General features: G+C 67.0%; 20 protein-coding genes and 1 tRNA gene. 9 read left to right on the forward strand and 12 right to left on the reverse strand.

Going from position 1 to position 20,432, the window contains the following annotated elements; all coding sequences use genetic code 11:
- The first annotated feature begins 7 nt into the window (after window positions 1-7).
- Both rplT and ACSLUQ_RS12825 read left to right on the forward strand, forming a co-directional pair.
- Window positions 8-367 carry a 50S ribosomal protein L20 gene (gene rplT, locus ACSLUQ_RS12820; protein WP_417772139.1) on the forward strand — a complete coding sequence of 120 codons (360 nt, stop codon included), beginning with the start codon at window positions 8-10 and terminating at the stop codon, window positions 365-367.
- A 160-nt stretch (window positions 368-527) separates the two neighbouring features.
- Entirely contained in the window at window positions 528-1,586 is a 1,059-nt protein-coding gene (locus tag ACSLUQ_RS12825; RefSeq protein WP_417772138.1) for a Rieske 2Fe-2S domain-containing protein, read from the forward strand.
- A gap of 44 nt (window positions 1,587-1,630) precedes the next feature.
- On the opposite strand, the gene ACSLUQ_RS12830 is transcribed toward ACSLUQ_RS12825, so the two are convergent.
- The 4 genes from ACSLUQ_RS12830 to ACSLUQ_RS12845 all read right to left on the reverse strand — a co-directional run bounded on the left by ACSLUQ_RS12830 (window position 1,631) and on the right by ACSLUQ_RS12845 (window position 5,426).
- The gene (locus tag ACSLUQ_RS12830) at window positions 1,631-2,605 is read right to left on the reverse strand and encodes a zinc metalloprotease HtpX (RefSeq protein ID WP_417772137.1); all 975 of its coding nucleotides are present in this window, start codon (window positions 2,603-2,605) and stop codon (window positions 1,631-1,633) included.
- A 90-nt stretch (window positions 2,606-2,695) separates the two neighbouring features.
- Window positions 2,696-4,186: a methyl-accepting chemotaxis protein gene (locus ACSLUQ_RS12835; RefSeq protein WP_461808746.1), complete on the reverse strand. Its 1,491-nt coding sequence runs from the start codon at window positions 4,184-4,186 to the stop codon at window positions 2,696-2,698.
- Window positions 4,187-4,367: 181 nt separating this feature from the next.
- A complete protein-coding gene (msrA, locus tag ACSLUQ_RS12840) occupies window positions 4,368-5,021 on the reverse strand; it encodes a peptide-methionine (S)-S-oxide reductase MsrA (RefSeq protein WP_461808747.1) in 654 nt (217 codons plus the stop codon).
- Between the two features lie 78 nt (window positions 5,022-5,099).
- On the reverse strand, window positions 5,100-5,426 hold the full coding sequence (locus ACSLUQ_RS12845) for a hypothetical protein (protein WP_417772134.1): 327 nt from the start codon (window positions 5,424-5,426) through the stop codon (window positions 5,100-5,102).
- 522 nt (window positions 5,427-5,948) lie between these two features.
- On the opposite strand from ACSLUQ_RS12845, the gene ACSLUQ_RS12850 reads away from it, so the two are divergent.
- Window positions 5,949-6,038: transfer RNA gene (locus tag ACSLUQ_RS12850), tRNA-Ser, on the forward strand.
- A gap of 496 nt (window positions 6,039-6,534) precedes the next feature.
- On the opposite strand, the gene ACSLUQ_RS12855 is transcribed toward ACSLUQ_RS12850, so the two are convergent.
- From ACSLUQ_RS12855 to ACSLUQ_RS12880, 6 genes are all read right to left on the reverse strand, one after another.
- Window positions 6,535-7,059, reverse strand: a complete 525-nt coding sequence (locus ACSLUQ_RS12855) for a carboxymuconolactone decarboxylase family protein (protein WP_417772131.1) — start codon at window positions 7,057-7,059, stop codon at window positions 6,535-6,537.
- Between the two features lie 53 nt (window positions 7,060-7,112).
- Window positions 7,113-7,964: an SDR family NAD(P)-dependent oxidoreductase gene (locus ACSLUQ_RS12860; protein ID WP_461808748.1), complete on the reverse strand. Its 852-nt coding sequence runs from the start codon at window positions 7,962-7,964 to the stop codon at window positions 7,113-7,115.
- Window positions 7,965-8,061: 97 nt separating this feature from the next.
- Window positions 8,062-8,370, reverse strand: a complete 309-nt coding sequence (locus ACSLUQ_RS12865) for an AtuA-related protein (protein WP_417772129.1) — start codon at window positions 8,368-8,370, stop codon at window positions 8,062-8,064.
- On the reverse strand, window positions 8,371-9,705 hold the full coding sequence (locus ACSLUQ_RS12870) for an acyclic terpene utilization AtuA family protein (RefSeq protein WP_417772128.1): 1,335 nt from the start codon (window positions 9,703-9,705) through the stop codon (window positions 8,371-8,373). It abuts the gene before it with no gap.
- Window positions 9,702-11,582 carry a TRAP transporter permease gene (locus tag ACSLUQ_RS12875; protein ID WP_461808749.1) on the reverse strand — a complete coding sequence of 627 codons (1,881 nt, stop codon included), beginning with the start codon at window positions 11,580-11,582 and terminating at the stop codon, window positions 9,702-9,704. Before ACSLUQ_RS12875 ends, ACSLUQ_RS12870 begins: the two co-directional genes overlap by 4 nt.
- 12 nt (window positions 11,583-11,594) lie before the next feature.
- A complete protein-coding gene (locus ACSLUQ_RS12880) occupies window positions 11,595-12,557 on the reverse strand; it encodes a TAXI family TRAP transporter solute-binding subunit (RefSeq protein WP_417772126.1) in 963 nt (320 codons plus the stop codon).
- Between the two features lie 146 nt (window positions 12,558-12,703).
- Here ACSLUQ_RS12880 and ACSLUQ_RS12885 point away from each other — a divergent pair, with 146 nt between their 5' ends.
- The gene (locus tag ACSLUQ_RS12885) at window positions 12,704-13,645 is read left to right on the forward strand and encodes a LysR family transcriptional regulator (RefSeq protein ID WP_417772125.1); all 942 of its coding nucleotides are present in this window, start codon (window positions 12,704-12,706) and stop codon (window positions 13,643-13,645) included.
- Between the two features lie 108 nt (window positions 13,646-13,753).
- Here the strand turns inward: ACSLUQ_RS12885 and ACSLUQ_RS12890 are convergent, their stop codons facing one another.
- Together ACSLUQ_RS12890 and ACSLUQ_RS12895 are read right to left on the reverse strand one after the other, a co-directional pair.
- Window positions 13,754-15,097 (reverse strand): ATP-binding protein, encoded by a 1,344-nt coding sequence (locus ACSLUQ_RS12890; protein WP_461808750.1) that lies wholly within the window; start codon window positions 15,095-15,097, stop codon window positions 13,754-13,756.
- Complete coding sequence (locus ACSLUQ_RS12895) at window positions 15,094-15,753, reverse strand: response regulator transcription factor (protein WP_417772123.1); 660 nt, start codon at window positions 15,751-15,753, stop codon at window positions 15,094-15,096. The genes ACSLUQ_RS12890 and ACSLUQ_RS12895 overlap by 4 nt, the downstream gene beginning before the upstream one ends.
- Before the next feature lie 146 nt (window positions 15,754-15,899).
- Between ACSLUQ_RS12895 and ACSLUQ_RS12900 the strand changes: the two genes are divergently transcribed.
- The 5 genes from ACSLUQ_RS12900 to ACSLUQ_RS12920 all read left to right on the forward strand — a co-directional run bounded on the left by ACSLUQ_RS12900 (window position 15,900) and on the right by ACSLUQ_RS12920 (window position 20,428).
- Window positions 15,900-16,184, forward strand: a complete 285-nt coding sequence (locus ACSLUQ_RS12900; RefSeq protein WP_417772122.1) for a PepSY domain-containing protein — start codon at window positions 15,900-15,902, stop codon at window positions 16,182-16,184.
- 153 nt (window positions 16,185-16,337) lie between these two features.
- Window positions 16,338-16,703, forward strand: a complete 366-nt coding sequence (locus tag ACSLUQ_RS12905) for a hypothetical protein (protein WP_461808751.1) — start codon at window positions 16,338-16,340, stop codon at window positions 16,701-16,703.
- 40 nt (window positions 16,704-16,743) lie between these two features.
- Entirely contained in the window at window positions 16,744-17,214 is a 471-nt protein-coding gene (locus ACSLUQ_RS12910) for a DUF2271 domain-containing protein (protein WP_417772120.1), read from the forward strand.
- Between the two features lie 12 nt (window positions 17,215-17,226).
- Window positions 17,227-19,434, forward strand: a complete 2,208-nt coding sequence (locus ACSLUQ_RS12915) for a PepSY domain-containing protein (protein ID WP_461808752.1) — start codon at window positions 17,227-17,229, stop codon at window positions 19,432-19,434.
- Window positions 19,415-20,428, forward strand: a complete 1,014-nt coding sequence (locus ACSLUQ_RS12920) for an FAD:protein FMN transferase (RefSeq protein ID WP_417772118.1) — start codon at window positions 19,415-19,417, stop codon at window positions 20,426-20,428. Before ACSLUQ_RS12915 ends, ACSLUQ_RS12920 begins: the two co-directional genes overlap by 20 nt.
- Window positions 20,429-20,432 lie beyond the last annotated feature (4 nt).

A 20,432-nucleotide genomic window follows, 5' to 3' on the forward strand; every position in this document is an offset into this window, starting at 1 on the left:
GACTACCATGTCGCGTGTCAAAAGGGGCGTTACCGCCCACGCAAAGCACAAGAAGGTCATCAAGGCCGCCAAGGGCTACTATGGCCGCCGCAAGAATACGATCCGCGTCGCCAAACAGGCGGTGGAGCGTGCGGCGCAGTACGCCTATCGTGACCGCAAGGCGCGGAAGCGGAATTTCCGCTCGCTGTGGATCCAGCGCATCAACGCGGCTGTCCGCGAGCAGGGCATGACCTACGGCCGCTTCATCGACGGCCTGAACAAGGCCGGTATCGAGATCGACCGCAAGGTCCTGTCCGACATCGCGATCCGCGAGCCGGAGGCGTTCAAGAGCCTCGTCGATCAGGCCAAGGGCGCGCTGGCCGCCTGATCAGGCGCACGCACCCTGCCGACTTCCGAAAGAGGCGCGCTCCGGCAACGGATCGCGCCTTTTTCACATTTGACGCCAGCCAACCGCCCCGGGGGCTTGCCCGTGCGGGCGCGACAGGGCACGGTCCGCGCGACTGCGCCCCTCCCGGGAGATCCGATCGATGAACAAGCTGGAAGCCGACCTGCTGCGCGGGCTCTGGTATGTGGCGTGCCCCGGCTCCGAGGTGCCGGCCGGCAAGATGCTCGGCAAGACGCTGATGGGCGAGCCGGTGCTGATAGGCCGCGCCGCCGACGGCAAGATCTTCGCCCTGCGCGATATCTGCCCGCACCGCGGCATTCCGCTGCGCCACGGCTGGTTCGACGGCGAGACCGTGCAGTGCTGCTACCACGGCTGGAAGTTCGACACGAACGGCACCTGCGTCGACATCCCCTCCACCCACGCGGCCCAGACCATCGACTATTCCAGGATCTCCTGCGGTGCCTATTCGGCGCGCGAGCAGAACGGCCTCATCTGGATCTACTTCCCCGAAAACGGCGAGAGACCGGAAGACGGGCGCCAGCCCGAGCCGCCGATGATGCCCGACATCGATGCCGCCACGGCGCCGCGTCTCGACATCATGCTGCCCTTCGTCTGTTCGGTCGATCACGCCGCGCTCGGACTGATGGACCCCACGCATGCGGCCTTCGTCCACACCTCGTGGTGGTTCAAGAAGAACGCCAAGAAGCTGCGCCCGAAGGAAAAGCACTTCGCCCCCTCCGATCTCGGCTGGGCCATGGTGCGCCACAAGCTGCCGCCGCAAAACATCGCCTACAAGATCCTCGGCGACGACGTCACCACCGAGATCCGCTACGCGCTTCCGGGCCTGCGCATCGAGCATATCAAGGGCAGCAAGCACACGGTCGTCGGCCTGACCACCATCACCCCCATCGACCCGTCTCACACCGAGGTGCGGCAGATGTTCTGGGTGAGCATGGGCTGGATCGCGCCGCTCGCGCCGCTCGCGCGTCACCTGATGAAGGTGTTCCTCGACCAGGACCGGCGCGTCGTCATCCAGCAGCGCGAGGGGCTGGAGCACAATCCCAAACTGATGCTGATCAACGACGCCGACACACAGGGCCGCTGGTGGATGCAGCTCAAGGATGAATGGTTCCGCTCAAGTGCCGAGGATCGGCCCTTCGTCAATCCGGTGAAGGAACGCATCCTGCGCTGGATGAGCTGAGCAGCCCGCGCAACGCTGCCCGCAGGTCGGTTGCGCGCGGAAGATCAGTGCCAGAGACCCAGGCCGCGCAGCCTGTGGCGCGGCCGCCCCGCATCCGGGATGGGCGAGCGGGCGCGCACATGAGGATGGCCCTTGTCGTCGATCCACCGGTCGGGGCTCGCCTTCAGCGCCATCAGCCGCTCGATGCGCTCCTCCGTGCGCGGATGGGTGCGCAACACGGAGGGATCGGGCGTGCGCGCGCCGGTCGGCAGCACCGCCTCCCACATGCGCCCCTGCATCCGGTCGAGCCGGGTGAGCGCGAGCGCCAGCCCCTCGGGATCGCCGGTCAGTTCGGCTGCTCCGAGATCGGCATCGAACTCGCGGGTCCGCGAAAGGGCAAGCTGCAGAAGCGTGCCGAGGGCTGGAGCGACGAGCAGGGCGGCGATGATCGCAAAGGGTGCCCCCTCCCTCCCCTCGATCAGCGACGGCAGATTGAAGAAGGCGAGGAAGAGGCCGAGCATCGACATCACCGTGGTCATGCGGCTCACCACATCGGCCAGCGCCATGACGAGAATATCGCCGTGGGCGACATGGGCGATCTCATGAGCCAGCACGGCAACGAGCTCGCGCGAGCTCATGCGGGTCAGCAGCCCGTCGGTCACGCAGATCACCGCGTCATCCGGCCGGCCGCTGGAAAAGGCGTTCATGAGCCGGCTCGGCACCTGGAACAGGCGGGGCACGGCTGACAGGCCGGCGCGTTCGCTCAGCAGGCGCACGATCATATGCGCGCGCGCATCCTCCGCCGGCGCCAGTTCCCGCGCCCCGTAAAGACCCAGAACGATCTGTGGCGAAACACGGGTGGCGAGCCAGACGGCGAACGATCCGCCGATGAGCGCCCAGAGCACGCCGTCACCGCCGGCAATCGCGAAGGCGCACAGGCACAGAAGCAGCACCGCACCGACGCCAAGCGCCAGGGTCTGCGCGCGGTTGCGGCGCCGAAAGCGGGTCCGGACAGCGGGATCGATGGTCAGCGGCGTCATGGAGACAGTGTTACATCACGCCCGCACGGGGACGAAGCGCGCATATCGCCGCGCGCCTGTTCCTTCCCCGAGACACACGGCTCTCGCCCCTCAGCCGGCGGCGGCGGCCCGGGCAAGGAAGCGTTCGACCGCGCCGCGCATTCCCTCGGCGCGACGGACCACGTCGTCGATGCCCGCTTCCATCTCGCCGGCCGCGCTCGCGGTGCGCGCAACCGTGTCCGACAGGCCGGCAATGGAGCTGGTGACAGCCCCGGTGCTCGAGGCCGCGCCGGAGACATTGCGCGAGATCTCGGCGGTGGCGGTACCCTGTTCCTCGACGGCGGCGGCAATGGCGGACGTAAAGCCGTCCACTTCCCGCATGGTCCGTGCGATCTCGCCAATGGCGGCGACCGCCTGTTGCGTCTCACCCTGGATCGCGGCGATCTGCGCGCCGATTTCCTCGGTCGCTTTCGCGGTCTGGGTGGCGAGTTCCTTGACCTCGGCGGCGACAACGGCAAAGCCCCTGCCCGCCTCACCGGCGCGCGCGGCCTCGATGGTGGCGTTCAACGCAAGCAGGTTGGTCTGCTCGGCGATCGCCCGGATCAACGTCACCACCTCGCCGATCCTGCCGGCGGCGGCGGCCAGCCTGGCAACCCGATCATTGGTGTCCTGCGCGCCCGCGCTCGCCGCCTCCACGACAAGGCTGGTGCGGGAGACCTGGCCGCCGATTTCGGAAATCGAGGAGGAAAGTTCCTCCGCCGCCGCGGCGACGGACCGCACGTTTTCCCGCGCCGTTCCCGAGGCCGAAGACGCGGTGTCTGCTTCCTCGGTCGACTTGCGGGCAGCCGCCTCCAGATGCTTCGCGGCCTCGCGCAACACGCAGGAGCGTCCGTCCATCTCGTCGAGAAGGCCACGGATCTCGTCACCAAAGGCGGCGATGCCAGACGCCAGATCCTTGCGCGTGTCGCGCTCCAAAGCCGCCTGCGCCTCTTCCGCCTGCTGCAGCCGCGCGCGCGCCAGAGACAGCGCCTCGTCCGCGTTCCCGCCCTCTCCCGCGACCGCCGCAAATGCGCCCTTGAGCGCGCGCACGAACCAGACGAGCGCCGCCGTTTCCAGCGCCAGCGCCGCAACATGCAGCAGCACGCGCAGCGTACCCGCGCTCCCGGCAAGGACCAGATCCGGCTCGACAAGGCCAATGATACCGTGAAACCCGCAAACGACGGCGGCATAGACGAGAAGCGCACGCGCATCCAGCCAGCCGGCAAGCAGCGCCAGCACGGCGAAGACAAAAAGGTGGCCTTCCGCCTGGAAGCTCCCGGCCGGATCGCCGCCCGCAAGCGCGACAACCAACAGGCAGGACAGGCCGCCGAGCGCGGCCGCACCGACCATGCGCGTTCCCGCGCCCGTCTCCTTGCGCAGCCATACGGCGGTGGCGACAGCGCCCAGAAGCAGCGCGGATGCGGTCACCAGAACCGGCGACGCGGCACCGGCAAGCCAGGCCGCGGCCATGACAAGCAGCACACTGAGCCAGGTGAAAATCGCAACGGCCCGGGCAAAGCCCGCCCGCAGGGCGGCAAGAGCCGCAACATCCGCACCACGCATCGTCTTTCTCCGCTCGCCCGACGCATCCTGCAACGCGCGTCGCACCTGCGGTTCACAGTGGCGCGATAGGGTTAACGTCGCCTGAAACCGCAAATGGCAGGCCGAACGCGAAAGGCCCGGGCGATGCCGGGCCTTTCGTCTCGCTTCCAGGCGGTGCGGTCGCCGGTTGATGGCGCCGGCGTCACGCCTCGCGCAGCGGGGACGGACAGCTCACGCCGGTGCCGCCGAGGCCGCAATAGCCGCCGGGGTTCTTGTCGAGATACTGCTGGTGGTAGTCCTCGGCGAAGTAGAAGGCATCCATCGGCCGGATCTCGGTGGTGATCGCCGCCGTCTTCCCCGCCGCCGCGAGCGCCTCGGCATAGGCATCGCGGGTGGCCTCTGCCGCCTGCCCCATCTCCTCGCCGGCGAAATAGATGGCCGAGCGGTACTGGGTTCCCGTGTCGTTTCCCTGGCGCATGCCCTGGGTCGGGTTGTGGCCCTCCCAGAACGCCTTGAGCAGGTCCTCGCGCGCAATCTCGCGCGGATCGAAGAGGACACGCACCACCTCCGTATGTCCGGTTCGACCGGTGCAGACCTCGTGGTAGGTCGGGTTCGGCGTGTGGCCGCCGGCGTAGCCGACCGCCGTCACGGTGACGCCCGGCAGGGTCCAGAAGAGCCGTTCCGCGCCCCAGAAGCAGCCAAGGCCGAGCAGCACCTCCTCAAGCCCGCCCTCGGCCGGCCGGTCGATGGGCTGTCCGAGAACCGTATGCACGCCTGGCGTCATGACCGGCGTGTCGCGCCCCGGCAGCGCCATGTCACGCGACACCAGGGAAAACTTGTTGCTGAGCATGGTCATGAAAGACAATTTCGCATCCTTTCCTGGGTTCGACCGCATCTCCGGTCGCCCGTCCGCAAGGCCGGCCCGAAGGCAGGGTCAGGAGGAAACCTGCCGCCTGCGGCGGCCGAAGCGGAGCTCGCCGAGCCACAGGAGCACAATGCCGAGCGGGCCGGCAACAAGCCACACGGGCTGGGTCAGAAGCGTCAGGATCACCGGGTCCCACAGGGCCGGCGCGACATGGCGCTGGATCGCAGCCTGGGCGACGTTGATCGAAGCCGGCGACAGGTCGAACCAGTATTTCCCGATCGGCGTGAAGGTCCACGCGGAAGCGGCGATCGAACTGGTTCCGTCGACGACGAGCGCGACCAGCGCCATGGCGATGAACCAGAGCCCGAGAAGGCGCAGCAGCAGTCTGATCATCATGTCCTCTCGAGCGGCGGCGGGGCCGCGCATTTCCTTATCCGGCGGGCGGTCGACGCCCCCTCGGGATCCCCTTACGTCAACCAGATCCCGATACCGGGCTCCGGCTGCACGTCCGGGCGACCGGTGCCGGCAACGGATCCTTGCAGCAGATCCTTGCAACTGGCCAGAAGATAAGGACGGGCGGGCCCAGGCGCAATCGCGGCGGCCCCGCGCACACGAAAGGTTGAGAACCGCGCGTCTCCCCCCGCCGTCCCCTGCGTCCTTTGCCCGAGGATTTCGGGTCGCGGCGGCAAGAGACACCGCCCCCCGGACACTTGATGTTGAAAACACGGCATTTCGTCCGCATCAGCGCTTGCAAGAGCCCCCCTCCTCGGTATATTGCGCCACTTGCAGGCGGCAGATGGCTCGTCGGGCGCGATTTTCTCGCACCGCTTCGAATCCGCACCCCGCCGGCATCGCGTCCTGCCTTTTCGCCCCGCCTGAACCACTGCGGGGCGTCATTGCAAAGACAGGACTGGCTGCGGAGAGGTGGCCGAGTGGTTTAAGGCGCACGCCTGGAACGCGTGTATACGGGAAACCGTATCGAGGGTTCGAATCCCTCTCTCTCCGCCATTTTGTCGCTCCCGTGCGATGGAATTCGCCGATAGCCACATTCTCGCCAAGCAGAACGTCGCTCCACCGACCGCTTCCACGCGGTAGCGCGCAAGAACACATGGCGCTAAGCCGGGATTCGGCGGGAATTTCCGAGAGTAATTGATATTCAAAAGGTATTCGAGGTTGTCCGCGCGCATGTCCAGAAACTGGCGCGTCAGATCAAATGGCACAAAACAGCGCCGGTTGGAAAAATCAGGCTGATTTGGATCGGCGAAAAGCCGCCACTCCAACTCCAGAAGGCGAAGGCCTGCATGCGGCCTTGAACCATCGGTTTCATGCCACGGTAAAAGGCCCTTCAACTCCACCGGGCTGCCTGGATCCTCAGCACGCGCCAGACGCATGTCTCCGCTTCGGCCCGCCATTTCAGCCCCGCCGGGAACACCGGCCCGCTGGCCGGGAAGGCTTTGCCGGGCAAGGGGAAAACTGCGCCGGGGCATGGCCCGGCGCAGAGGGCTCAGCGCGGGTCGTGGGTGTGGACTTCCAGCGCTTCCAGAAAGCGGGAGACCATGTTGTAGGCGCCGATTGTCGCGGTCAGCTCCACCAGGGCGCGATCATCGAAGTGCGCGCGCACCTGCGCGAAGATGTCCGGCGGCACCTGAACCTGCCGCGTCATGGCTTCCGCGTAGGCAAGCGCCGCGCGCTGGTCGGGGGTGAACAGCTCGCTTTCCTGCCAGTTGGCCAGCGCGTCCACCTGCGCCTGGCTCGCGCCTTCCTGCAGGGCGATGGGAATATGCTGATCCGCCTCATAGGGGGCATTGTTGATCTGAGCGACACGGACGATCAGAAGCTCCCGCAGGCAGCCGTTCAACCCGCTTTTCTGGCGAATGGCGGTGAGAAAGGCGAGCCAGCCCTCGGCCACCGGCGGGCTGTGGATCAGCATTTGGTAGAGATGGAGCAAACTGCCGCGCTCGGCGACGATGCGCTCCACAAGCGCGCGGGATTCAGGCGCATCCGGATCGCCATAGGGAATGCGGGCCATGTATGTCTCCTCGGGCATGGTTTCGCGACCCTGCGGGCAGCAGGGCGAAAAGGTCAGCGGGTGGCGCTCGTCAGCCCGCCATCCACCACAAGTTCGGTGCCGGTGACATAGCGGCTTTCGTCACAGGCAAGGAAAAGGGCGGCGTGGGCCACGTCCCAGGCGGAGCCCATGCGGCCCATGGGCACCTGCTGGTTTCGCGTGGCGACGAAGGCTTCATATTGCCCGCCGGCATATTTGTCTGCCAGCCTGGTGACCAGCGGCGTGTGTATCAGCCCGGGCACCACGCAGTTCAGCCTGACGCCTCTGGAGGCATAGAGAACGGCCGTGGTGCGCGTCATCTGCATCAGCCCGGCCTTGCCCGCGGCATAGGCCACCTGCGGCTTGCCGATGTAGCGCAGGCCAGCGACGGACGAGACATTGACGATGGACCCGCCGCCCTGCTTCTCCATCACCGGCAGCACGGCCTTGCATGTGAGATAGGCGCTCTTCAGGTTCACGTCCATCTGGGCGTCCCAGGTGTCCTCGTCCATGGAGACCGGATCGCCGGGCTCGGAGCGCCCGACATTGTTGACCAGCACGTCGATGCGGCCGAACCGCGTCAGGCAGTCCTCCACCAGGGCCGCGGTTTCATCGGCGCGGGTCACGTCGCAGGTGTTCACGTCCATGGTGCCGTTCTCCGCGGCGACCAGACGGGCGGTTTCAGCGGCAGCCTCCGCATCGAGGTCCACGCCATAGACCCGCGCGCCCTGTCGCGCGCACAGAACGGAAATGGCCTTGCCATTGCCCCAGCCGGGGCCGATGGACCCGCAGCCGGTGACCAGAACCACCTTGCCGTCCAGGCGGAACGGGGCGTGGGTCGGGGCTTCGTGAGAGGCGGAGCCTGCGTCAGCTTCAAGATTATCCATGTGTCATTCCTCATCTCACGGCTCATGCGTGAGAAACAGCGTGGGTCGCGCGCGGCGCATGCGGTGAGCGGTAAGGGGCGGCCGTGCCGCTGCCTGTTCAGTCTTCGGCAAGGTCCATGTCGAGCACGGCCGCGCCAATGCACTTGCCATGCGCATCCAGCGCCAGGGACTGGGTCACTCCACCTGCCAGAGCATCATGCAGCACGAAGTTCAGCGCCCCCAGCGCGGGCATTTCAAACCGCTCGATCCGGCCAATGGAGAGACCGGGGAAGCAGGCTCTCACGCGCTCCCCGGTCACGTCCCGCGCAAGGCGCGGGTAATCCTCCTGCCGGTAGGCGATCACTGAAATATTGGAGGTATTGCCCTTGTCGCCGGTGCGGCTGTGGGCGAGTTCACGCAAGCGCATCTAGGCCTCCATCATGTGAATTCGGGGCGTCACGAGTTGCTCCGGAACCAGGGTGGACAGCACGCCGATGACACGGCGCGTCGAGCGCCACGCGCCACCGCCGCCCGCCGGGCCGTTGAGATAAAGGGCCTCGACCTCCCTGCCGATGCGCTCTGCATCTTCGCGGTTGTCGGTCCGGGCGGCGAAGCGCATGCGGACCTCGCGCGGGTCCGGCTGGCCGGGCTCGGGGCCGAGAATGGCGTTGACGCCGATCAGTTCGCCGCGCGTTTCCCGGCAGGGCACGCCGAGAAGGCGCAGGCGCTCGGCCACGATATCCGCCGCAAGCTGTCCACGCGCCACGGCGCCGGGGCCGGCATAGGAGATCTGCCCTTCGCCGATCCAGCCGTCCTGCAAGCCCAGGGAAACCTTCAGCAGACCGCTGCGGGGATGCCCGTTGCCCCCGGTAACGCGAATGCGATCGGGACCATTCTCGATCATTGTCACGCCGGAGAAGTCCGCCACGACATCGGGTTGAAGGTAGCGCGCCGGATCGTGCACCTCATACAGGAGTTGCTCCGTGCAGGTCGCCCGCGTGACCGCCCCGCCGGTCCCCGGCAGCTTGGTGACGACGAGGCCTCCCTCTTCATCGAGTTCACCGATGGGCATCCCCAGACGGGCCAGGTCGGGCGGATCCTTGTAGCCGGGATCGGCAAAATAGCCGCCGGTGACCTGCCCCCCGCATTCCAGCAGATGGCCGGCGACAATTCCGCGCCCCAGCCTTGCCCAGTCGTCCATTCGCCAGCCGAAGGCATGGACGGCAGGACCCAGAAACAGAGCCGGATCGGAGGCGCGCCCGATGATGACCACATCCGCCCCCCGCGCCAGCGCCTCCGCAATGGAGCCGGCCCCCAGATAGGCGTTCGCGGAAACCAGCTTGTCGCGCAGGTCGGCCACCGGGGCGCCGGTTTCCTCGACGGTGAAATCACCGCTGCAAACGGCCTCGAGAACGTCATCTCCGGTGATGGCCGCGATGCGGAGGCCCTTCAGGCCGCACTCCCTGGCCACACGGGCCGTGGCCTGGGCGGCGGCCAGCGGGTTGGCCGCTCCCATGTTGGTGACGATCTTCACACCGTTCTTGCAACAGGCCGGCAACACGGCCTGCATGCGCGCTTCCAGCAGCGGCTCGTAGCCGTGATCCGGATTGTCGAGGCGGGAGAGCTGGGCCAGGGCAATCGTGCGCTCCCCCAGGCACTCGAACACCAGATAATCCAGCTCCCCTCTTTCGGCGAGATCGACGGCCGGGTCGATCCGGTCTCCCGAATAGCCCGCGCCGGTGCCGATGCGGATGCTCTTCATGGCCGACGCTCCGCCGCGACGCTGCTTTCTTGCGGTGTCTGCGGACGTTTGCGCATGAAGGCCCACGCCAGGAAGGCCAGGGCGATCAGCGGGGTGACGGTATAGGGCAGGACAGCCAGGGTGATGACCGCGAGATAGGTCGCGATATCCAGCAGGCGGTTTGCAAACAAAGGCAGCCCGCTGAGCAGAGCCGGCACGGCCAGCACCAGGGCACCGCCGGTCAGCACCGCATCCAGCACCGCCATCGCCCCGCCGCTCGCGGTCATGCCCGGATAGACGAGGAACAGGAAGGGCACCAGATAGACCACCGCGGCCAGCCGCACGGCTTCGAGGGCGGCGGGCAGCCAGTTGGTCCTGGCAATGCCGGCCGCCACGAACACCGCCACGCAGACGGGCGGCGTCACCACCGAAAGCGTCGCGAAGTAGAACACGAACATCTGGGCGGAGAGCGGCTCCACCCCCACCGCCGTCATGGCCGGGGCCAGAACCGCGGCAACCAGGACATAGGCAGCCGTGGTCGGCAGGCCCATGCCCATGATGAGGCAAACCAGAGCCACGATGATCGCGATGATGGCCAGATTGTCGCCGGCCAACTGCACGATGAGCGAGGAGATCACCACCCCCACGCCGGTGAGGTTGATCATCGACACGAGGATCTGCGCACCAGCCAGCAGCACGCCGACAATGACAAGGCCACGTCCGGCATCGGCAAGTCCGTCGACCACGTGCTTTGCCATCTCGCGGGGCGAGGCCTGCCCGACATTGGTGACGACATAGGCCAGCAGCAGGCCGAGAACACCCCAGAAGGCCGACGTGGTGACGGAACGGCCCGTGAGAATGGCCAGCAGAAGCCCGCCCAGCGCAGCCACCACGGGCAGGGCCCGGCGCGGCGCGAAGATGGAGTTCCAGGCCGGCAGCTCCTCGTCTGGCGCGGCCCGCAGGCCCCGCCGCAGCGAGACGATGTGCACGGTGATGAACACGGAGAGATAGAACAGCAGCGCCGGAATGGCCGCCGCGGCCATGACGGTGAAGTAAGGCACTCCGAGGATTTCGGCCATGACGAAGGCGGCCGCGCCCATGATCGGCGGGGCGATCTGCCCACCTGTGGAGGCAACCGCTTCCACCGCGGCGGCAAAGGGGGCCGGATAGCCGAGCCGACGCATCATGGGAATGGTGAAGTTGCCGGTGGTGGCGACATTGGCCACGGCACTGCCGGAAATCATGCCGAACAGGCCCGAGGCAATGGTCGCCACCTTGGCAGCGCCACCGGGGCTGCGTCCGCCAAGACGCATGGCCAGATCCATGAAGGCTTGTCCGCCACCAGTGTGCAACAACAGGGCGCCAAACAGCACGAAGGCGGCAATCACGGTGGCAGCCACGCCAGTCAGCATGCCCCACACGCCAAGATCCCCGAGGAAAAGCGTCTCGGTCACGAAGGCGGTATCGAAACCGCGATGGTTGAGGGGAGCGGGCAACAGGTGGCCAAGCATGGCATAGGCCAGTCCGGCCACCACCACCGCCGGGAAGATGATCCCCACAGTCCGTCGGCTGAGTTCGAGAACGGAAAGCGTCAGGCCGACGGTCAGCGCCATGTCCAGCGAGGTTGCCCAGGGCAGTTCCGTCATGATGCGATCGTAGTTGACGACCACATAGGTGCAGGCGGCCAGCGTGCAGGCAGCCATGGCAAGATCGACTGCCAGCCCCACAGGGCGCCAGCGTGTGCCGGCGCCAAGGGGATAGAGCGTCAGGCCAAGGCAGACGACCAGAGCCAGAAAGATCGCACGTTGAATGAGGCTCTCAAAGGGGCCTGCGCCCGCGGTCCATAGTACGAACGCGCCAACGAGGACCGCGAGCGCGGCGGATAGCTTCTTGAACATTGGCGGTTCCCATCACTTCTTGGGCTGAAGCTTTTCGGGAATCTCGATGCCGTGCTCCTTGAACCAGCGGGCCGCGCCCGGATGCAGCGGAATGGTGCCGTAGGTGGTGGTCAGTTCGGCCAGGTTCGCCCCCTTCATCGAGGCCAGCGCCGCGGCCTGAACGGTCGTGTCGGCCATCACCGCATCGACAATGCGATAGGCAGTTTCCTCATTCAGCTTGGGGCTGACGCCCACCGCCAGGCCGAAGCTCCAGGTGGAATAGGCGGGAATGTCCTGATCGGCATTGGCCGGCACCTTCACCACGGAAATGTCGGGCATTTCCTTTTCCAGCTTGGCGGCCTGCTCACCGGTGAGGGACAGAACGTTGATCGGGGTCATCGTGGCGATATCGAGCGAAGAGCTGTCCAGCTTCTTGCCTGCGCCGGATTTGACGTAGCCGGTAACGCGGTTGTCCTTGACCATGTTCACCACGTCGGTGGTGGAGCCGCGAACATAGTCAGGCGTGATGGCGAGTGTCTTGAGGACGGCCTCGGTCGTGGCCTCGGTGGCGGAGCCCTTCAGGCCCGGATTGAAGCGCTGACCATTCAGCTTTTCCAGCGCGTCGATACCGCTGTCCTTGCGCACCACCACATTCTGCGGTGCGGGGGAATAGACCCACAGAAGCTGCAGACCCGTCGGACGGCCATCAAACTCTTGCGTGCCGCTCACCGCGTGCTGGGCAACATTGGTGGTGACAAGACCAAAATCGATCTGGTTGCGGTCCATGCGGCGGATATTGTCCAGCGTTGCCCCGGTTTCCACCACAGACGCCTCAACGCCCTCGAGTTGATCATTGATGATCTTGGCGATTGATACAAAGTATCCATACTGACTCGAAGACGTAGACGTCGAGCCAATCAAGAGATTTTCATTGGCGTTAGCCGAGGGTATCGCGAGCAAAAGGGCGCCAGCCGCGGCGAGTGCACGGATTTTCATTTTAGTCTCCTCCCAAACAAGACAAATAGTCTCCAGAAAATTGCCGGAGAAATTTATTTTTATTATCTCTTTTTCTTTCACCAGCGGCAGGAACTGTTGCACATGGGGGCTGGTGTTTTAATTGAAAAGAAGTCATTTTTCAGTGCATGAAACGCATCAATCCGGATCTCAACGACCTTCGGGTTTTCGTCACCCTTGCCGAAGCCGGAGGGTTTCGTGCTGCGGCCGAGATTATAGGGCTCAGCAGTCCGGCCCTCAGCCGCCAGATCGCGCAGCTTGAAGGGCGGCTGAACACGCGGCTGTTCGACAGGGATACGCGCAATGTGAAGCTCACCCCGTCCGGCCGGGAATTGCTGGGGCTGGCGCGCCGGGTGCTGAACGAAGCCGAGAAGGCGCGAGGGGAGTTCGAGACCTTTCTTGCCGCCCGGCGTGGCAGTATTTCCATGGCTTGCCTGCCATCGGTCTCGGCCGGCCTCATGCCTCCCATCCTGGCGCGGTTCGTGAAGGACAGGCCCGATATCGACGTGCGCTTTCTGGATGCCGTGTGGGACGGCGGGGCAAGCGCCGTGCTGGATGGGCGCGCGGATCTGGGCCTGACGACAAACACGGCCGACAGCTCGGGCCGGCTGATCTTCCGCAAGCTGGTCAGCGATCCAATCTATGCCGTGGCAGCACCGGGCGGGCCGCTGGATGAACCTCGCAGCTTCCTGTGGGAGGAGATCCTCGCCATGCCCTTCGTCACCATGTCTCCCGGCACGACGGTTCGCGATCATATCGAGGCGGCGGTCACGCAGATTGGAGCTGTCTTCCGCCCCCGCTTCGAGGTCTCGCATCTGGCCTCTGTCGGTGCTCTTGTCCGGCAAGGGCTGGGGGTCGCGGCCTTGCCCCGGCTCACCTTGCCGGTGATCGGAGGATCCACTCTGGTCGTGCGCCCGCTGAAGGTTCCCACGATCGTGCGCCATATCGGCCTGTTGCATCTGAGCGGGCGCAGCCTGTCCCCGGCGGCACAGGCGCTGACGGATGTGATCGTGGACCATTGCCGCAGCTATACACAAGATGACCTGCTGGATGCCCTGGATCCCTCATAAGGCATTCCAGCCGCGGCGTTCGAACCTGCCGGACGTGCCGCTTGAGCAAGACGGCGCGCGCGCCTGATGCAGGGTCGGCGGCCGGGCGGCGCACACTGGCGCCGACGGTCAGTTCGCCGGCGTCTTGCGGGGCAACCGGATGCGGGCCTCGAAGCCGTCCGTCACGCCGGGTCTCGGGGAGGCCATCACCAACCGGCTTCCCGTGCGCGCGGCAATCGCGGCAACGATAGACAGTCCCAGGCCACTGCCGTCCGCCGCTTTGCCGGCACGGTGGAAACGGTCGGTCAGGCGTGCAAGAGCTTGTGGCGGCACGACGGGACCGTCGTTGGCGACGGTCAGCTCCGCCTCCGTGCTCAGCTCCACCACCACCGGCGCGGTTCCGCTGCCGTGGCGCAAGGCGTTTTCGACGAGGTTTCGGCAGAGAATGCCGAGAGCGTCGGGATCCAGATCGGACATGACCGGGGCCTCGGGAAGAGACAGGTCGATGCCGCAGCCGCCACCGGCGCCCCGGCGGATGTCCTCGACCACGATGCGCACGGCCGTGCGGAGGTCCGAGGCATGGTCCAGCCGCAGCCGGCCGCCCTCCGCCCTGGCAAGCTGCATGAGGCGCTCGGTCCGGCGGGTGAGCCGTTTCAGCGTTGCCTCGATGTCCGCCGCCCGCTGGCTGGCCGACGGGTCGCCGGTCTCCGACTGCAGACGCTGTGCTTGCGCGATCGCGCCGGCCAGCGGTGTGCGCAACTCGTGCGCGGCGTTGGCGGCGAAGCTGCGTTCGGCGTCGAAGGCCGCCTTCAACCGGTCGAGAAGGCCGTTCAGGGTGGCAGCCATCGGCGCGATTTCCAGCGGGAGGTCCTGGGCGGGAACCGGCGACAGATCCCGGGCATTGCGCGTTTCGAGGCTCTCCCGGAAGCGGCGCAGGGACGCCAGGCTTGCCCGTACCGCAAGCACGATGAAAAGCAGCGCGACAGGGATCACGACAAGAAGAGGCAATCCAAGCCCCATCTGGATTTGCCGTGCGACGGCGGCACGGCGGTCCAGGGGCTCGGCCATGGTGATCCTGACGCTGCCCTGCAACGCGTCCTCATTGTAGAGCCTGTGGGTGGCGGTCTGGCGAAAACCCGGCCCGTCGTAGGCGGGGAAGACGGTCGGATCCGCGGCATGGGATTGCAGCAGGATGCGTCCTTGCGCGTCGCGCACGAGGTAGGTGAAGAACTCGTCGTGCTCGCGGATCACCCCAAGGCGCTGGGTCACGCCATCTTCCTCGCGCCCGACGATGTCGACGACGGCAAGCGGCAGCAGGCGCTGCGCCGTCTCCTGAAGCGCGGAATCGAAGACCTCGTCCATTTCGTGCCGCAGGATCACGGCCGTCACGGAGGCGGCGGCGATCCACAGCGCCGTCAGCAGAACGCCGAGGGAAAGCCCGAGGCGGGCCTGAAGGCTGCGCGGCAGCCTCATGGTGTGCCCAGACGGTAGCCCATGCCGCGCTCTGTCTCGATGACGCCGGCGCCAAGCTTCTTGCGCAAGCGGCTGACGTGGACCTCGATGGTGTTGCTTTCGATCTCGGTGTCGAAGGCGTAGAGCTTTTCCTCAAGCTGCGCCTTCGACAGAAGCTGGCCGGGGCGCGACAGGAAGGCTTCGAACAGGGCCCATTCGCGGGCGGTCAGCTGAACCGGCTTTCCGTCGCGGCGCAGGGTGCGGGATGCGATGTCGACGGCGAGCGCGCCGTGGCTGATGATCGGGTTCGGATTGCCCGAATAGCGCCGCGCCACCGAGCCGATCCGGGCCGAAAGTTCGGCAAGGTCGAACGGCTTGACGAGATAGTCGTCGGCCCCGGCGTTCAATCCCTCGATGCGGTCGGAAACCTGGTCGAGCGCGGTCAGGATGATCACCGGCGTCACGTCGCCTCCGGCGCGCAGGGTCTTGAGAAACCCGATCCCCCGTCCATCGGGCAGCATGAGGTCGAGCAGGATCAGGTCATAGGCCGCACCGGCCATCGCATCTCCCGCCGCATCCAGGCGCGTGACCCAGTCGACCGACTGCCCGTCCCCGGCAATCTGGTCGCGCACGGCGGCGCCCAGAACGGTGTCGTCCTCGATCAGCAGGATGCGCATGGCGTTTCGTTTCCCTTGTTCCTGATGATACCTCTTGTCCGCCCTGGCTGACGCACAGCTGACGGGCGCGGGGTTCAGGCTTCAGCATCCCGTCAGTTTCAACGCGCATTGTCTCGCCAGGATAGCCGCACCCCGGAGCTTGCCCGATGAAGAAGATGCTGACAATTCTCGCCTTTCTCGCGGCGCTTCCAGCCGGATCGGCGCTCGCCCATGACGACCATTGTTTCGCTCCCATGGCCGACTGGCAGCCGCGCAAGGCAGTGGCCAGGCTTGCCGCGGAGAACGGCTGGACCGTGCGCCGGATCAAGATCGACGATGGCTGCTACCAGGTCGACGGCCGCGATGCCGACGGACGCCGGATCGAGGTGACCATCCATCCGAAGACATTGCAAGTGGTTGATTTCGAATACGAAGACAAGCACCGCGACTGAACCGCCGTCGTCCGTCGTTTCGGCTCGAGCCCCGCCCCCACGGCGGGGCTTTTCGTTCCTGACGCCAAGCTGAAGCCGAAACCTCCGGGTTGTCAGGAAGCCCTCAGGTGGCGTCTCCAGATTGGCATCTCCGGTTCAAAGGAGACCCACGTCATGAAGAAGACCCTTGCCCTGCTCGTCGCCACAACGGCCCTTACCGCCGCCATCGGGTTGCCCGCCTGGAGCGCCATGCGCAGCGAGGCGGGAGCCGGGGAACACCCCTTCGCCGCCGCCTTCGATGCCGGCCAGGAGGCGGTGGAGCTGATCTTCGTCAGTGACAGGCACGATGATGACGACGATGACCATGATGACAAGCACCGCCGGCGTTCCAGTCACGACGATGACGACGAGGATGACGATTGCGAGGATGACGACAACGGCTGCAACAGCGCGCGCAACCCTGCGCCGGCCGGCACCGTGGCTCCGCCGAGCAACGGCCTCTTCGGCAACGGCGCGCCGCCCCGCGTTCAGGTGAACTGAGCCGGCCGTCACGCTCCCACTTACGATGAAGGTGTTCCCGATGAAGTCCATTCTCGCAACGCTCGCGCTGACCACGGCGCTGACGCTTCCCGGCCTCGCGATGGCGCGCCCGGTCACGCTGACCACGACGCTCAACAGCTACGGCGGCGATGGCGCCTATCTCGCGCTCTATGTCACCGATGCAAAGGGCGCCTATGCGGGCAGCCTCTGGATGGCTGGCGGCAAGTCGAAATACTACCAGCACCTGTCCGACTGGTACCGCGCGACCGGAGGGGATGCGGCCCAGATCAACGGCATCACCGGCGCCAGCGTCGGCGCGGGCCGGACGCTGGAGATCACGCTCGATCTCGCCGATGCGCTCTTCGACGCGGGCTACACCCTGCACATCGATGCCGCCGTCGAGGACATGCGCGACAGTCCCAACGAGGTCGCCGTGCCGCTGACGACGGCGGGTGCCGGCACACCCGTTCGCGGCCGGCGCTACATCTCCAGCTTCACCTACGGCATGTAAGGGGACACGCTCATGATCCGCGCGCTCCATCGCTGGCCGGGTCTGCTGGCTCTGGCTCTCGTCACCGTGCTGGCGCTCAGCGGGGCGGTGCTGTCGGTGTTTCCGGCAGCAGAACGCCTGGCCTCGCCGCAGGCCGAGGCCGGGCTGTCGGTCGCGGATCTCGCCACGCGCATCCAGACCGCCTATCCGGGCGTGGAGCAGATCCGGCGTGCACCGTCGGGCCGGATCACCGCCTACTGGTTCGATGACGGCGCGCCTGGCGCTGCCATCATCGACCCGGCGACGGGGCAAGGGGTGGCTTCGGCCGACCCGAGCCAGACCCGGCGTTGGCTGACCAACCTGCACCGCTCGCTGTTTCTGGGCGATGGCGGGCGGATGGTCACGGCGGCCGGCGCGGCGGCGATGCTCGTCCTGGCGCTGTCGGGCGCGCTTCTCGTCGCCCGGCGCGCCGGCGGCTGGCGGCACTGGTTCTCACCCCTGCGCGGCCCGCTTTCCGGCCGGCTGCATGTGGAGATCGCGCGCGTCGCCGTTCTCGGTCTCGCCCTGTCCTCGGCCACGGCCCTGTGGATGACGGCCACGACCTTCGAACTGCTGCCCGTCGAGAGCTCGATGCCGGCCTTTCCGGCAAACGCGAGCGGCGAGACCGGCGTGGCACTCGGCGCCATCGAGCTGCTGGGGCAGACCCCTGTCGCGGACCTGCGCGCGCTGAACTTTCCCTATCCCGGAGATGCGACCGACGTCTTCACCCTGAAGACGGACCGCGGCACCGGATACCTGGATCAGGGCACCGGCGCGGCTCTTGCCTGGTCCGACCTGACGGGCTGGGAGCGCGCCTTCGAAACGATCTACATGCTTCACACCGGCCAGGGCGCCGCCCTGCTCGGTCTGGTGCTCGGGCTGATGGCCCTCGGCGTGCCGGTGATGGGCGCGACGGGCGTTCTTCTGTGGCTCGCCGGACGGCGCGCCAGGCCGCGCATTCACGGCAACCAGCCCGCGGGCCGGGCCGAGACGATCCTGCTCGTCGGCAGCGAGGGGGGCAGCACATGGGGCTTCGCGGCAACGTTGCACGCGGCCCTCACAGCGGCGGGCCAAAGTGTCCACGCCGCGCCGATGTCGACCTTCGCACCCGGGCGCTACGCCCGCGCGCGGCGGATCATCGTTCTTGCCGCCACCTATGGCGACGGCGATGCGCCCGCCTCGGCGAAGGGTTTTCTCGACCGACTGAACGCACTTGAGCGCGCGCCCGACGCCCCGCTCGCCGTTCTTGGCTTCGGCGATCGCAGCTTCCCGGCCTATTGCGCCTTCGCGCAAGAGGTCCTGGCGGCTGCAACGGCAAAGGGCTGGGCGGAGTTCGCTCCGTTCGACACCGTGGACCGCCAGTCGCCCCAGGAGTTCGCCCGCTGGGGACGGACGCTCGGCTCGGCGCTCGGGATCGAACTGGAGCTGGCCCATCAGCCGGTTCTTCCCACCTGCGAAACGCTCACCCTTACCTCGCGCCGCGACTATGGCGACGAGGTGCAGGCACCCACCGCGATCCTGCGCTTCGCCCTGCCCAGGACGACGCTCTGGCAGCGGTTGAGCGGACAGGGCTTCGCGCGCTTCCAGGCCGGCGATCTGATCGGCATCCTGCCCGAAGGCTCAGCCGTGCCGCGTCTCTATTCGCTTGCCTCCTCCCGCCGCGACGGCTTCATCGAGATCGTTGTGAAGAAGCAACCGGGCGGCCTGTGTTCCGTCCAGCTCTCCTCGCTCGATCCCGGCGACACGGTGACGGCCTTCGTGCGCCGCAATCCCGGCTTCAGGCCGGGGCGGGGCCGTACGCCGCTGATCCTGATCGGCGCCGGCACCGGCATCGGCCCGCTGGCGGGCTTCGTGCGCGACAACACAGGACGGCGACCCGTGCATCTGTTCTTCGGGATGCGCGATCCCGGGAGCGACTTCCTCTATGGCGCCGATCTCCGGCGCTGGCAGGCCGACGGCCGTCTTTCGCGGCTCGTCACGGCGGTTTCGCGCGGGGTTCGCCCCCACTACGTGCAAGATGCGCTGCGCGGCGAGGCGGCGCAGGTGGCAGGCCTGATCCAGAACGGCGCGCGCGTGATGGTGTGCGGAGGTCGAGGCATGGCCGCCGGCGTGGCCGACGCGCTGGCAGAAATCCTGGCCCCAACCGGGCTGACGCCGGCTATGCTGAAAAGCGAGGGACGTTATGTCGAAGATGTCTACTGATCTCGTGCGCCACGCTCTGAACGGTCCCACCATGGGCACGCGCTGGTCGGCGCTGTTCCACATGCCGGCGGGGTTCGATGCGGCCCCGGTCGCGGCTGCCATGCAGGCCGCGGTGGCGGACGTGGATGCACAGATGTCCACCTGGAAGCCGGACAGCGACCTGATGCGCCTCAACGCGGCCGCGCCGGACGTCTGGGTCGCCGTGCCGCCACCGCTCATGACGGTGCTGAAGAGCGCTCTGGACATCGGCCGCGCCTCGCAGGGCGCGTTCGACATTGGCGTCGGCGACGCGGTCGCGGCCTGGGGCTTTGGCCCGAAAGACGCCAGCGCGCCGGACATTCGAAGCGCCCTCGACCGCGCCCGCCGCCCGGCGCACGAGGTCCTGGACCTCGACCCGGCGCACTGTCGGGTGCGCAAGCACGGCGCCCTGCCCCTCGATCTGTCGGGCATCGCCAAGGGATACGGCGTCGACCGGCTGGCCGATGTTGCCGCCGCCTTCGGCATCGCCAACGCACTTCTGGCCATCGACGGCGAATTGCGCGCCATCGGACTTCAGCCCGACGGCGCCGCCTGGACCGTGGCCGTCGAGCGGCCGGACCACGGGGCACGGGCGCCACACGCTATTCTTGCCCTGCAGGACGCGGCGGTCGCGACGTCGGGAGACTACAGGCATTGGGTCGAGGTCGGCGGGCGCAAGCTGTCGCACACCATCGACCCGGTGCGTGGCGGACCGCTTGCCACCTCGCCCGCCTCCGTTACGGTGGTTGCCGCGACCTGCATGGCAGCGGACGCCTGGGCAACGGCGCTGATGGTGCGAGGAAGCCGGGAGGGCGCGGAATTGGCCCGACGGCAGCATATCGACGCCCTCTTCATCGAGCGGGAGGGCGACAATCTTCGCGAAACACGCGTCGGGCGGCTGTTCGAGAGCCCTTCGCCCTCGGACGCGGCGCCAGACACGGCGATGCACGCAAGCACGGGGATGTGCGCAGGATGACCCC

This window comes from Stappia sp. ICDLI1TA098, assembly GCF_054880955.1.